The organism is Variovorax sp. P1_G12 (assembly GCF_056405555.1).
Map to the genome: position 1 here is coordinate 106,893 of NZ_JBFUBW010000004.1, position 13,283 is coordinate 120,175.

Consider the following 13,283-nt stretch of genomic DNA (forward strand, 5'->3'; position numbering starts at 1 on the left):
AATCAATCCTCGGAACGGCACCCGTCTATTGAACACCGCATCCCACGCATCCGGCCGCCTCGTGGCCTATGGCTGCCTCGCGTTGAGCATGTCGCTGGTCGGCAGCTATGTCGCCCTCTCCAAACCGCTGGTGGCCGCCTTTCCGGTGCTGCTGCTGGCTTGGCTGCGCTTCGGCATCGCGGCGCTGGCGATGCCGCACTGGCTGCGGCGGCCGGCCGGCGAGCCATCGATGACCGCTCGCACACGCGGGCTCGTGTTCCTCGAATCCTTCCTCGGCAACTTCCTGTTCTCGATCTGCATGCTGTTCGGCGTGAGCCTGACGAGTGCCGTGTCGGCCGGCGTGATCATGGCGTCGATCCCGGCAGTGGTGGCGATCGGCAGCCGGGTGTTCCTGCGCGAAAGCATCACGACGCGCGTCGCGCTGGCAATCGCCTGCGCCGCGCTCGGCATCGGGCTGCTCGCGCTGGCGCCGGCGCCGGCGGCCGCGCATGCCGACGCCGGGGCCGGCGCCTCGATGCCCTGGCTGGRCAACCTGCTGGTGTTCTGCGCGGTGCTCTGCGAGGCCGCCTACGCGGTGATCGGCAAGTCGCTGACCGGCCGGCTCGGGCCCAAGCGCATCTCCTCGCTGATCAATCTCTGGGGCTTCGTGCTGTCGACGCCCTTCGGCATCTGGTTCGCGCTGCGCTTCGACTTCAGCTCGGTGTCCATCGGCATCTGGACCCTGCTGCTGGTCTACGCGCTGGCCGCGAGCATCTGGACGGTGTGGCTCTGGATGACCGGTCTCAAGAGCGTGCCCGCCTCGCAGGCGGGCGTGTTCACCGTGATGCTGCCGGTGAGCGCCGCGATGGTCGGTGTGCTGGTGCTCGGCGAGGGACTGGCGGCTGCGCAAGTGGTCGCTTTTGCGCTCGCGCTGCTCGGCGTGGTACTCGCGACATGGCCTTCGCGCCGCAGCTGAAGCCTCTCGCTGGAGAAAGCCACTGCTTTCTCCCCTCTGAAAAAACAACAGCCCCCAATGAAAAAGTCGCTTTTTCCCTTGGAAACGCGTTTCTTCTCCTTTAGCATCCGCAATGCCGATGGAGACACTGCTTTTCATTGGTGAAAGTGTCCAACCAAAAAAGGAAATCAACCATGGCAACTGCAAAGAAGGCTCCGGCCAAGAAAGCTCCTGCGAAAAAGGCCGCTCCGGCCAAGAAGGCGGCTGCACCGGCAAAGAAGGCTGCTCCTGCGAAGAAGGCAGCGCCCGCCAAGAAGGCCGCTCCGGCCAAGAAGGCTGCTCCCGCGAAGAAGGCTGCTGCTCCCGCCAAGAAGCGCACCCCCAACGCTGCGTTCATGAAGGCCCTGACCCCCAGCCCGGCGCTCGCCGCTGTGGTCGGTTCGACGCCTCTGCCGCGCACCGCTGTCGTGAGCAAGCTGTGGGACTACATCAAGAAGAACAACCTTCAGGACAAGGCCAACAAGCGCAACATCAACGCCGACGCCAAGCTGAAGGAAATCTTCGGCAAGGCGCAAGTGTCGATGTTCGAACTGGCCTCGCTGATCGGCAAGCACGTCAAGTAAGCCTGCAAGCGCCTCGCGCGCTTGCCTCGGAAAAGCCGGCACCTGCCGGCTTTTTTTTGCCTTTTGCCTTTTCTCAGCGGCCGGCGGCCTGCGCCTCGGCCGCCTTCGTGATCGCACTCAGCGTGCCGCGGGTGGTGATCACTTCGGGGTCGAGCGGGATCTCGATCAGCGTGCCGGTCTCGGCCGCCAGCGCGCGCAGCAGCGCGCCTTCGAACCGGGAGGTCTCGGTCACGCGTTCGGCGGCATAGCCGTAGGCCTGGGCCAGCGCGCAGAAGTCCGGGTTGCGCAGCGCGGTGCCGCTCACCTTGTTCGGGTACTCGCGCTCCTGGTGCATGCGGATGGTGCCGAACATGCCGTTGTTGAGCAGCACGACGATGCTCTTGCCGCCATGCTGCGAGGCAGTGGCAAGCTCCTGCCCATTCATCAGGAAGTCGCCGTCGCCCGCGATCGTGAAGGCGACGCGCCCGGTCGCGATGTTGGCCGCGATGCCCGCCGGCACGCCGTACCCCATCGCGCCGCTGGTGGGCGCGAGTTGCGTCTTGTGGCCCTTGGCGAGGCCGTGGTAGCGGAAGTAGCGGTGCACCCAGCTCGCGAAGTTGCCCGCGCCGTTGGTGATCGCCGCATCGGGCGGCAGGTGCTTCTGCAGCAGCCGGACCACTTCCACCATGTCGACGGCACCGCGCGGCGAGTCGGCGGGCAGGCCGGCCAGCGGCTGCGGCTCCAGGTTCGCGAGGTAGTCGGCATGGGCCGCCGCGGTCCAGGCCTCCCATGGCAACTCGGTCGGTGCGCTCAGCACCTCGAGGCTGCGCGCGGCCGAGGCCATGCCGACGTTGATCGCCAGGTCGGCCTGGTAGACGCGATTCAGTTCCTCGGCGCTGGCGTGCATGTGCACCAGCGTCTGTTTCGCCTTCGGCGCTTCGAGCAGCGTGTAGCCGCCGGTGGTCATCTCGCCCAGGCGCGGGCCGATCGCGAGGATCAGGTCGCTCTGCCGGACGCGCTCGGCCAGTTTCGGGTTGATCGCGATGCCGACGTCGCCGGCGTAGAGCGGATGGTGGTTGTCGAAAGTGTCCTGGAAGCGAAAGGCGTTCGCCACCGGCAGTCTCCAGTTCTCGGCGAAGCGCTGCAGCGCCTGCGCCGCCTGCGGGGTCCAGCCGCCTCCGCCGGCGATCACCAGGGGCCGCTGCGATTTCAGCAGCAGTTCGCGCAAGGTTCGCAGTGCGCCGGGGTCGCTCCACGCCGCCACCGGCTCGACACGCTGGAGTGGCCGGGCGGAGGTCATCGTGCGCAGCATGTCCTCGGGCAGCACCAGCACCACCGGGCCCGGGCGGCCGTTCATCGCGGTGGCGAAGGCACGCGCCACGTATTCGGGAATGCGGTCGGCATCGTCGATGCGCTCCACGCGCTTCGCGAATCCCTTGGTGCTGGGCCCGAAGAAGCTCGCATAGTCGACCTCCTGGAAGGCCTCGCGGTCGCGGAAGTCGCTGCCGACATCGCCGACGAACAGCACCATCGGCGTGGAATCCTGGAAGGCGTTGTGCACGCCGATCGATGCATTGGTGGCGCCGGGACCGCGGGTCACGAAGCACACGCCGGGCCGATTGCTCAGCTTGCCGTGCGCCTCGGCCATGAAGGCCGCCCCGCCCTCCTGGCGGTTGACGATGAAGCGAATGCGATCGCCGTAGACATGAAATCCGTCGAGCACCGCAAGAAAACTCTCTCCTGGGACACCGAAGGCCAGTTCGACGCCTTGCTCGATCAGGCACTCGACAATCAGGTGGCCGGCAGGTTGGGATGAACGCATGGATGCTCTTTCTTTCTCGCTGCTGCAATGGGGGTGTGCGCGAATTATCCGCGTGCCTCGACCGGCTTGCCTTGCCTCATCGGACCGCAGCGCCGAGCCCGACGCCCGCCACCTGGTCGCTTGTCGCGGGCGCCGGCGCTTGTGTCGCCCGGCAGCCCCAAGGGTCACCAGAAGCGCCAGAACGGACGGCGGCGCGCCGGGGCCGGGTCGAGTGGTGCGTTCAGGGTCGTGGCCACTCCGAAACGACGCCGTACCTCGACTTCGTGAGCGCGGGCAGAGCCCCGCGCCTCGGAGTGGCCGCGCAGTGCCAGCAAGCGCAGTTGATGGGCCCGGTTGAGCAGTTCCTCATCCTCGAGGTTTCCTGGTTCCGTCATGCTTCATCGTGTCGTGGGTTGGAGGAAGCGAAGCTTGAATGGCCTCAATGCACTCTCTATGTAGGAAATCGCCGCGTGTACCTGCACTCAATCCCGCATCGCCAGCGGATTCGGCGACGGCTCGCCGACCTTCGTGAGCGTGTTGCGGTCGGTGTGGTGGAAGGGTTCGGCCAGCCCCTGTATCTGCATCACGGTGTCCTGGTCGTAGGACCAGGTTCCGTCGGCATTGAAGGCGACCTCGATACGCCACTCCAGCGTGGTTAAGGCATGCTCGATGAAGGGGTTGGACACGATGCCGTTCACCAGACTTCCGCGCGTGGCCGTGAGTTCGAAGCGGTCCGCCTCTGCGCTCGCCTTGCCGCTGGCCATCGCGATCTGGCCTCGGGGAATGGCCAGCGTGTGCATGACGGTAAGGGTGGCAGGCTCCCACAACCAGTAGCCGACCTGGTCGTGGTACATCTTGGTCTGGCCGGGCTTGTGGATGGAGGTGTGATAGCGAAGGCCATAGAGCACTTGCGGGCCGTTGGTCTGCGGGTCGATCGGCTGCAGCTCATAGTGCTCCACGTAGACCTGCGTCTTCGGGCCTTGCGCCTTGGGTTTGACATCCACGCCTTTCTCGCCCCGCCACAGGCCGGCCATTCTGCGCAATGGACCGAGATTGGCGAGCGTTGCGCCATCCAGGTCGGAAGGCTCGGTGTAGATGTCGTGGGGGAAGTTGGGCATGGAGGGTCCGGAAGAGCGATGTCGAGTTGAGGTAGCCGGTCGTTTGGCCGATCCTGGGCCGACGCCGGCCCGTCGTCGAGCCCAAGTCTACGTCCCGCCCCCACCCGGCGCGCGGGGCACAGGCCATCCCGGGGAGCGGCCGATGTAAAATGCTCGGTTTTCCCAGTATGGTGCAAGTGTCACGGCGCACAGGTCTCACCGGCTCGGCGCTCATTCGCTTGCTCGCTCGACTGGCCGACACCGACGTTCCGGAATCCAAACAGGCTTTCGCGGATCGATTGAGTCATTGGCTCAGTTGGACCGACGCCATCTCGCTGTCCGCGGCGCTGGACGGCAGTCCGGCAACTCCGACCTCCGGCGCACGGGCTTTCGGAAGTGCCGACGAAGCCGAATGCACGCGCGTGCGAACCGCGTTGGTGAAGGCCATCGCCACCCCCATGGACACGTCCACCGACTTCGCGCAATACCGTCGGCGCTATGTCGCCAGGCAACAGGCGATGGAAGCGGGCATCGGCCCCTTGCGCGGCCGTCTGCGTTCGAGGCTGGCGGCCGGATCGCCTGCCATGGCCCGGCTTGCAGCCGTCGATGCGGTCATGGAGCAGGTGCTGGGTGGGCACGAGCAGCGCCTGCTGTCGACCGTGCCCGCGCTGCTCGAAAAGCGCTTCGCGCGCCTGCGCCGGGCCGATCAGGCGACGTCCCCGGACGAGCCCGAGGGTGAGGTCCAGCCCGGCAAGTGGCTGGACGTCTTCGCCAAGGACATGCAAGGCGTGCTGCTCGCCGAACTGGATATTCGATTTCAACCGGTCGAAGGGCTGCTCGAAGCCCTTCGAACGAGCCAACCAAAGTCCCCATGACCAGATTTCTTCATCACGCCGCATTCTTCGTGGGCCTGGCCGCCGTGTGCTGGGTCGGCGTCGGGTACATCGGCACGAACCCGCTGGCACTGGCGATCACGGTGCTGATCGGCGCCTTCTACCTGATGGGCGCGCTGGAACTGCACCGTTTCCACCAGGCCACCTCCACCTTGGCACGCGCCGTGGCGGACATGCCGAATCCCCCCCCGAGCCTGGGCCACTGGCTCGATCAACTGCACCCTTCCCTGCAGAACGCGGTGCGCCTGCGCATCGAGGGCGAGCGCGTCGGCTTGCCCGGCCCGGCCCTGACGCCGTACCTGACAGGGCTGCTGGTGCTGCTGGGGATGCTGGGCACCTTCCTCGGCATGGTGGTGACCCTGAACGGCACCGGCACTGCGCTGGACAGTGCGTCGGACCTGCAGGCCATCCGCTCCTCCCTGGCCGCCCCGGTCAAGGGACTGGGGCTGGCCTTCGGCACCTCGCTCGCGGGCGTGGCCGCATCCGCCATGCTCGGCCTCGTCTCCGCCTTGTGCCGGCGCGACAGACTGCAGACGGCGCAACTGCTCGACACGCGGATCGCGACCACCCTGCGCGTCTTCTCGCTGGCCCATCAGCGCGAGGAGTCCTTCAAGCTGCTACAGCGGCAGGGCCAGGCGTTGCCCGAACTGGTCGATCGGCTGCAGGCCATGATGGCGACGATGGAACGGCAGGGCCAGGCGTTGAACGAGCGCCTGATCTCCGGCCAGGACAGCTTCCACAGCAAGGCCGAGGCCGTGTATGCAGGCCTGGCCTCCTCCGTCGGCCGATCCTTGCAGGACAGCCTGACCGAGAGTGCCCGCGCTGCCGGCGCGACGATCCAACCGGTCGTCGAAGCCACGATGGCCGGGATCGCGCGCGAAGCGGCCTCGCTGCACGACACCGTCGAGCACAGCGTGCAGCGGCAGCTGGACGGACTGTCGACCCGCTTCGAGGCGACCACGACCACCGTGGCGGACCTCTGGAAGACCGCGCTCGTCGGGCACCAGCGCGCGAGCGAGGCGCAGTCCCAGGACTTGCGCACCTCGCTCGACCACTTCGCCGAAACCTTCGAGCAACGCTCGGCATCGCTGATCGGGGACGTCTCCGCCCGGCTGGAAGCCACGGTCGGCAACGTGTCGGACACCTGGCGCAGCGCCCTGGCGCAGCAGGAGCGCGTCAGCGAGAACCTGTCGCGGGACACACAGGGCGCGCTGGCGGCGGCGGCGGCGACCTTCGAGCAGCACTCGGCTTCGCTGCTGCGCACGGTGGACCAGGCGCATGCAGACCTGCAGATCGAGATGGCGTCGCAAGACCAGCAGCGGCTGGCGGCCTGGACCCAGGCACTCGAGACGATGGCCGTGTCGCTCCAGCAGGAATGGCAGCAGGCGGGCGCGCGCACCGAGCGCCAGCAGCAGCAGATCTGCCACACGCTGGCGGAGACCGCCACCGGCATTTCCGCCCAGGCGGCAGCGCACGCCAAGAATACGATCGCCGAGATCGCTCAGCTCATGCAAACCGCCTCGGAAGCCCCCCGCGCCGCAGCCGAAGTGATCGCCGAATTGCGCCAGAAGCTGTCTGACAGCATGGCCCGCGACAACGCGATGCTGGAGGAACGCAGCCGCATCCTGGAAACCCTCGAAACCCTGCTCGGCGCCGTGAACCATGCCTCCACCGAACAGCGCGCCGCGATCGATGCGCTGGTCGCCGCGTCGGCGGATCTGCTGGACCGTGTCGGCACGCGGTTCACGCAGAAGGTCGACGCGGAATCCGGGAAGATGGCCGAGGTCGCCGCACAGATCACCGGCAGCGCCGTCGAAGTGGCGAGCCTGGGCGAAGCGTTCGGCTTCGGCGTGCAGCTGTTCAGTCAGTCGAACGACAAGCTGGTGACCCATCTGCAGCGCATCGAGGGCGCGCTCAGCAAGTCCATCGCACGCAGCGACGAGCAACTGGACTACTACGTGACGCAGGCGAGAGAAGTCATCGACCTGAGCATCATGTCGCAAAAGCAGATCGTCGAGGATCTGCAGCAGCTCGCCAGCAGCCGGGCAGCCGTGGGCAGCGAAGCGTGATGACCGAGGACATGGACGCCGGCCTGGAGCCGACAGTGCCGGTCTGGGCCGTCTTCGGCGACCTGATGTCGGGGCTGCTGGGGGCCTTCGTGCTGATCCTGGTGTGCGTGATCGGCATGCAACTGGAACTCGCGACCCGGTTGGAAGCCGAAGTCAAGCAGCGGCAGGTGGAGGCGCAACGGCTGCAGGCGCTCGAGCAAGCCCTGGCCGGGCCCCTGGCGGCGGGCCGGGTGACGCTGAACAACGGGCGCATCGGCATCAGCGGCAGCGTGCTGTTTTCCGTCAACTCCGCCGAATTGCAGCCCGATGGCCGGCAACTGCTGAAGAGCCTGACCGCACCGCTGGCCGCCTACCTCCAGGCCCGCAACGAGATCCTGATGGTGAGCGGCTTCACCGACGATCGGCAGGTGCGCGACGGCAACCGTCGATTCGCCGACAACTGGGAGCTGTCGGCCCAGCGGGCCTTGACGGTGACCCGGACTTTGATCGAGGAAGGCGTCCCATCGGCCTCGGTCTTTGCCGCAGCCTTCGGTTCCGAGCAGGCGGTGGCGTCGAATGCCGATGCCGACGGACGTTCGAAGAACCGGCGCGTGGAAATGGCGCCGACGCCGCGACCGTCGAACAAGCTTGTCGCCCCGTGAGCAGCGGCGAGGCAGGTGGAAGCGGCGCGGCGCCGACGGTCCTGAACATGGATCCGGGCGCGATGATCGACGCCTGGCGCCAGCGCGGCGATCATCGCTTCGATCCCGTCCGCCTTCGCTTCATCGAGGCGCTGGCCCAACGGGCGGCCACCCACCATGGCGCCGCGCGACGCATCCTGGACGACAAGCTGGCCAGGCTGCTGGCGGCGTATGGCGAGGATCTCGAAAGGGCGAGGTGCACGGAAGACGAGACCACCACGGTGCAAGGCCCGTCGCGTCGCGGGCCGCTCGCGGAGCTCGTCGACCACGTCGGCCGGCATCCGTCGTCCCACGGGGACGGCGCGGCGGCACGCGACGCTGCGCCCGGTCTCTCCTCCCCTGCCGAGCTGAAGACGCTCAGGTACTTCAGAAGCACCTGGTCGAAGCTCAGTGCCGATCGACGGCTGACGCAGTCACTCGCGAAGATGCCGCAGAATGCCGGGCCTCTCAACTCGCACCACCTCGTGCATCGCTCACTCACGTTGATGCGCGACCTGTCGCCGGAGTACCTCAACCGGTTCATGTCCTATGTCGACGCCCTGTTGTGGCTCGACCAGGCGAATGGCGGCAGCGCCCTGGCGGGGACTGACACGGCGCGTGCCGAGAGCCACAGGAAGACCGCTCGCGGCAAATCCCGCTGATAGATCCGGCTGATGCCGGGGCGAGCTTTCAGGCGCGGAGTTCTCCCCTGCCGCTGTGGAAAATGTTGTGGAAAACCGTGCTGGCTTCGAGCGGAATCGTTGCCTGGCGTGGCCTGCAACAGGGTGCCTCCGAAAGCAGCACGGTCTGACTCGCGCCAGCGGCGAAGCGCCCTCCCGCTCGGGCGTCACGGTCCCGTCTTCGCGTGTTGGCTCCGGTACTTCGCGATTTCCGTTTTCAGGTCGGTGTACTGCTCGCACGGAAAAAAGCAGAGCGAATCGAGTACCTTCAACTCCTGCTCGGCCCGCCCGAGATCGCCCATCTGCAGGTAGGCCTCGCCGAGATACTCGTGCGCGCCCTTGTGCTTCGGGTTGATCCTCAGCGCCCTGTCATAGTCGCTCAGCGCGGCCTGCATGTCGCCCAGTTTGCGGTGCGCGTGGCCGAGTTCGTTCCAGGCGTCAGCGTCGCCGGGACTGCGCAGGGTGTAGACGGTCATGTGCGCCAGGACTTGCGGCCAGTCCTCCTTGCTGACTGCTGCCATTCCCGCCCTGAAGTCGGGATCCGGATTGGCCGTTTCGCCCATTCCGGTTCCACCGCCACCGCCACCACCACCGCCACCACCACCACCACCACCACCACCGCCACCGCCACCGGCTGCCAGGGTGGAAAGACTGACGGCCAGTGACATGGCGGAAATGAATACAGCAACTGCGCGCTTCATGGTGATTTTCTCCTTCACGGACAAGGTGTCAGCGGTTATCGATGCGGCCGTAGACACCGTGATTTCCTCCGCCGGGCCCCGCGGCAAAGAACAGCGTGTTTGCAGGTTGGTTGTTGATCCCGTTTCCGAACGCGATGCCGCGCAAGCCATCGATCGCGATCGGATTGCCGTCCATCATCGAGAGCGTACCCATCAGTGCGCCGGTCTCCGGGTTGAACGCGTTGATCTTCCCGTCCCCGGCATTGGCCACCAGCAATGCGTTGCTGAAGGGACCGAAGTTGGCCGGCGCCATGGCCATGCCCCACGGCGCGTTGAGCGCACTGCCGACCGGAACGAGCCGTTTGACGAGGTGCCCGGCGCTGTCGAAGGCGTCGACGGCGCCCAGGCCGGCGCCTGCGACCTCATTGCGCGCCGACGCGTCCTGCCTGGCGTAACTGACGTAGACCAGGCCGCCGATCGCCTGGAGCCCGAATGGCGCGTAGCCGGGTGGCAATGCCGAATCGACGAAGCCTCCTGCGACGCCGACCTTCGCGAAGTTCGAGTCGAACACGTCGACCGCCGCGTGGTGAAAATCCGCCGCGTACAGCACGTCCGATGCGCCTGCGCTGGCGAGCGCCAGGCCCTTGTAAACCGTCCCCGCGCCCCCGCCGTCGAAGACCTTGACGGCATGGGTCATGTCGACCGTGGGCGACCAGCCCGACAACGTGCCTGCTTCGCCAGCGAAGATGAAGGCACTTGCACCGGACTTGCCGTTTTGCGTGACCATGAAGTCCTGATGACCATTGAAGACAATGCCGGTCGGCATCGCGCTGCCGGCGGCGCCGGGCGGAATCGCCACCACCAGCGATTGCGGCGTGCCGTTGCCGTCGTAGAGCGTCGAGGTCGAGGTCCCGTTGCTCGTCACCCAGACGAACCCCGTCGGGTTGAAGGCCACGCCCCATCCCTTGAGCAAATGCGGGTCCGTGCTGGCACTGCCGTACGGATTGTTCGCACCGGAGAGATCGGACACGAGGTTGGTTGCGACATAGCTCATGCCGGTGGCCGCGGCCATACCGGTGCTCATACCGGTGTTCATGCCGGTGCCGGCGCCCGGCACCACCATGCTGCCGTTGGAGTTTCCGCCGCCGCCGCAGGCGGCCAACACAAGCGCACTCGCACAAGCGAGCCCGTACAACTTCAGGCGATAGGTACTCATTTGCGATTCCTTTCGGGCTGGGCTCGGTGTATTCCACGCCGAGGCCAAAAGGTTCATTCGCCGGCGATTCAGAAGGCCAGCGACGCGCTCAGTACCAGCGCGCTACCGGCCGCGCGCCCATAGGCGGTCGGGTAGACCGCGCTGCGGCCGCCGGCGATCCAGTCGAGTCGCACTTCCCACGCGTCGCGCGCGACGGCCAGCCCAAGGCTCCCATCGAGGGTCAGGCGTCCGCCTTCGGTGGAAATCCCGCCGACCCGCATCAGGGCGCCCACGTGGGCCGTCGCGCGCGTCATTGGCGAGAGCGGCAGACCGGCGTTGAATTCGCCATAGGCAGTGCGTGCGCCGCTGCCGAAATAGTCCGGTGCGTAGTGCAGCCGCATGTTCCACCGCTCGCCGCTCAGGCCCGTGAACGCCTCGACGTAGTCGTACCGCGAGTCAGCGCCGAAGTGAACGGCGGTGGCACCCGCTTCCCAGCCGAGGCGATCCGAAAGCCGGCCCGCATACCCGGCGTAGCCGAGCACCTGCAGCTGCCGCCGGAGGTCCGGACCCAGCGTCACGCCCGTGAGCGATGCGCCGCCGAACCAGCCGTTCGGATCGTCGTGGGTGACGCTCAGGCTGAGCGTGGGCCGTTCGTCGCTGAGGGAAACGCCGCGGTAGAGATAGTTCGAAAAGAACGCGACGCTCCCGCCGGTCTGTGCGGACGCGACGCCGCAGGCAAGGAATAGCGAGGTGCAGAGCGCGGCACGCAGACCGGCGGTCAGCATGTCACTGACGAACGTTGAGGGGTGTCGTGGAGCGCGTCACGGTGCGGACGCAGGCACCAGAGCCTGCGACGCGGGTCAGTGTGGCACAAGCGTCGATTCTTCCGCCGGGAAAAGATACGACGCTGGCGATGGAGGGCGGCACCGCGTGCGCAGGCGACCGCTCGCGCATCAAGGCGAACAGCCCCGCCACGTGGGCTGCGGCAAAGGACGAGCCCGATACGAGGTCCCAGCGGGCACCGGGCAGCGTGGTCGGCACATCTCGCCCCGGCGCGACCAGGACACCCAGGAAGGCCGGACCGCCGGAGTCGTCGGCGACGGCCACGACTCCGGCATGTGAGGCCGGAAACCCGCCGTCCGGCAGGCTTCGATCGACGGCGCCGATGACGCTGATGCGGCGCGACAGCGCCACGTCCAGCAGCCGGCCCAGCAGGCGATCGGGCGGGCCGCCGAGGCTCAGGTTGATGATGTCCGCCTCATGCGTGATGGCGAAGTGCAGCGCCATGGCAAGGCTCAGGCTCGTGCACAGGGTCGCTTGGCTGCTCTCTTGCCAGCAGGCGCGCAGCGCCAGCAGGCGGGCGTTCGGAGCCACACCCACGATGCCGATGCCGTTGTCGGCGCGCGCGGCGATGATGCCAGCGACCGCAGTGCCGTGGTGCTCCGGAAGGTCGGGATGGCCGAGGACAAAGTTCTCCTTCAACGCCACCTGACCGACAAGGTCAGGTTGGTCCGCGTCGACGCCGCTGTCGACGACGGCGACGCGCACGTCACGGCCGGTGGAGGTCTCATGCAGATCCGACAGGTGCCAGGCCTGCGCCGCCGGCTGCAGCGCGTACAGCGGGTCGTCGTGGCCGCGCGTCCGGTAGACGTTCATTGTCTGGGCCCAGGCGACGCGCGGGTCGCGCGACAACGCCTGCGCCACGCGTTCGGGCAGTTGGTCATCAGGCACCGCCAACACGAAGCAGTCCACCCCCAGCAGCGGCATCGCCCAGTCGGTGAGCAGCGTCAACCCGTGTTCGCGTGCCAGCGCCGCAGCCACGCGGCGCCGCGCGCCGTGCGCCGGGCCGTCGCCATAGCCGCCCGAATAGGCGCTCTCGGGTCGAAAGTGCTCCGGCGGAAGTCGCAACAACAGCAGCACCTGTTGGCCGGCGGCAGTCGATGCCGCCGTCTGATCGGCCGGCGCGGCGCGGGCGAGCGGCTGGACCGCGGCGAGAGCGAGCAGCCACGCGACCAGAAGGAACTTCATGGCGCAGCCCGACCGTCGAGCGGTTCGACGAGCAACACCGAGCTTTCCTGGCGCAGCCGCTTTGCCGCCGCCGTTTCGAGGCCAGCCGGCACGGCCAGCAGATAGGCATCGGTGGCGGTCGGGCCGTAGACCAGCCGGGCCTCGCTGTCACGCAGCGCACGTCGCATTTCCTGTTCGGTGGCGTCGGGCCGGAACCTCACGATCAGGTTGCCGCTGTCGCCAGGTGTTGCCGCGGAGCCGCCGAGTGCCCGGAAGCCCCGTTCGGGAGCGAGCGGCAGGAGCAGCAAGCCACTCAACGCCCCGACCACAGCGAACTGCGCCGCCAATGCCCAGCGCGTCCACCCCGGGCTTTCGCGCCAGCGATCCTTCAGCCGCGCCAGGAAGCCAACGCGTCGCCGCTGCACCACGGCGCCGGCGATGCGCTCCTGCAAGCGCGCGAATCCCTGGTCGACATCACCGCCCGGGGCGTCGATGTCCGCATAGGCGGCCTGAAACCTTCGTTCCCAAGCCAGCTCGTCCTGGCAGCGCGGGCACTCTGCGATGTGGGCTTCGACGCTGAGGCGGTCTTCGGCGCCGAGACTCTCACCGACATACCACGGCAACAGCGCCTGCACCTTCTGATGCAAGTCCGTGCCGAGGTGCACC

General features: G+C 67.3%; 14 protein-coding genes. 6 read left to right on the forward strand and 8 right to left on the reverse strand.

The genetic code is table 11. The features are described 5' to 3' along the window. Positions 1-28: 28 nt before the first annotated feature. Entirely contained in the window at positions 29-955 is a 927-nt protein-coding gene (locus tag AC1D2O_RS06120; RefSeq protein ID WP_478156507.1) for a DMT family transporter, read from the forward strand. A gap of 173 nt (positions 956-1,128) precedes the next feature. After that, positions 1,129-1,557 (forward strand): SWIB/MDM2 domain-containing protein, encoded by a 429-nt coding sequence (locus tag AC1D2O_RS06125; protein ID WP_478087059.1) that lies wholly within the window; start codon positions 1,129-1,131, stop codon positions 1,555-1,557. A gap of 73 nt (positions 1,558-1,630) precedes the next feature. On the opposite strand, the gene AC1D2O_RS06130 is transcribed toward AC1D2O_RS06125, so the two are convergent. From AC1D2O_RS06130 to AC1D2O_RS06140, 3 genes are all read right to left on the reverse strand, one after another. Beyond that, positions 1,631-3,358 (reverse strand): thiamine pyrophosphate-binding protein, encoded by a 1,728-nt coding sequence (locus AC1D2O_RS06130; RefSeq protein WP_478087030.1) that lies wholly within the window; start codon positions 3,356-3,358, stop codon positions 1,631-1,633. 164 nt (positions 3,359-3,522) lie between these two features. Next, a complete protein-coding gene (locus tag AC1D2O_RS06135; RefSeq protein WP_478087032.1) occupies positions 3,523-3,732 on the reverse strand; it encodes a hypothetical protein in 210 nt (69 codons plus the stop codon). Positions 3,733-3,819: 87 nt separating this feature from the next. Next, a complete protein-coding gene (locus tag AC1D2O_RS06140) occupies positions 3,820-4,455 on the reverse strand; it encodes an FABP family protein (RefSeq protein ID WP_478087034.1) in 636 nt (211 codons plus the stop codon). 167 nt (positions 4,456-4,622) lie between these two features. Between AC1D2O_RS06140 and AC1D2O_RS06145 the strand changes: the two genes are divergently transcribed. The 4 genes from AC1D2O_RS06145 to AC1D2O_RS06160 are packed head-to-tail and all read left to right on the forward strand — an operon-like array spanning position 4,623 to position 8,717. Beyond that, positions 4,623-5,309, forward strand: coding sequence for a DUF3348 domain-containing protein (locus tag AC1D2O_RS06145; RefSeq protein WP_478087061.1), 687 nt, complete (start codon positions 4,623-4,625; stop codon positions 5,307-5,309). Beyond that, positions 5,306-7,396, forward strand: coding sequence for a DUF802 domain-containing protein (locus AC1D2O_RS06150; protein ID WP_478087036.1), 2,091 nt, complete (start codon positions 5,306-5,308; stop codon positions 7,394-7,396). The genes AC1D2O_RS06145 and AC1D2O_RS06150 overlap by 4 nt, the downstream gene beginning before the upstream one ends. Next, positions 7,396-8,037: an OmpA family protein gene (locus AC1D2O_RS06155; RefSeq protein ID WP_478087037.1), complete on the forward strand. Its 642-nt coding sequence runs from the start codon at positions 7,396-7,398 to the stop codon at positions 8,035-8,037. Before AC1D2O_RS06150 ends, AC1D2O_RS06155 begins: the two co-directional genes overlap by 1 nt. Then, positions 8,034-8,717, forward strand: a complete 684-nt coding sequence (locus AC1D2O_RS06160; RefSeq protein WP_478087039.1) for a DUF2894 domain-containing protein — start codon at positions 8,034-8,036, stop codon at positions 8,715-8,717. The genes AC1D2O_RS06155 and AC1D2O_RS06160 overlap by 4 nt, the downstream gene beginning before the upstream one ends. Before the next feature lie 185 nt (positions 8,718-8,902). On the opposite strand, the gene AC1D2O_RS06165 is transcribed toward AC1D2O_RS06160, so the two are convergent. From AC1D2O_RS06165 to AC1D2O_RS06185, 5 genes are read right to left on the reverse strand one after another with little or no spacing between them, the layout of a single operon-like run. Next, a complete protein-coding gene (locus AC1D2O_RS06165) occupies positions 8,903-9,454 on the reverse strand; it encodes a tetratricopeptide repeat protein (protein WP_478087040.1) in 552 nt (183 codons plus the stop codon). Between the two features lie 10 nt (positions 9,455-9,464). Next, complete coding sequence (locus AC1D2O_RS06170; protein WP_478156509.1) at positions 9,465-10,688, reverse strand: TIGR03118 family protein; 1,224 nt, start codon at positions 10,686-10,688, stop codon at positions 9,465-9,467. 11 nt (positions 10,689-10,699) lie between these two features. Then, positions 10,700-11,395, reverse strand: a complete 696-nt coding sequence (locus AC1D2O_RS06175) for a TorF family putative porin (protein WP_478087043.1) — start codon at positions 11,393-11,395, stop codon at positions 10,700-10,702. A gap of 1 nt (position 11,396) precedes the next feature. Then, entirely contained in the window at positions 11,397-12,638 is a 1,242-nt protein-coding gene (locus AC1D2O_RS06180) for a S8 family peptidase (protein WP_478087045.1), read from the reverse strand. Next, positions 12,635-13,264 carry a zf-HC2 domain-containing protein gene (locus AC1D2O_RS06185; RefSeq protein WP_478087047.1) on the reverse strand — a complete coding sequence of 210 codons (630 nt, stop codon included), beginning with the start codon at positions 13,262-13,264 and terminating at the stop codon, positions 12,635-12,637. Before AC1D2O_RS06185 ends, AC1D2O_RS06180 begins: the two co-directional genes overlap by 4 nt. Between the last annotated feature and the right edge of the window lie 19 nt (positions 13,265-13,283).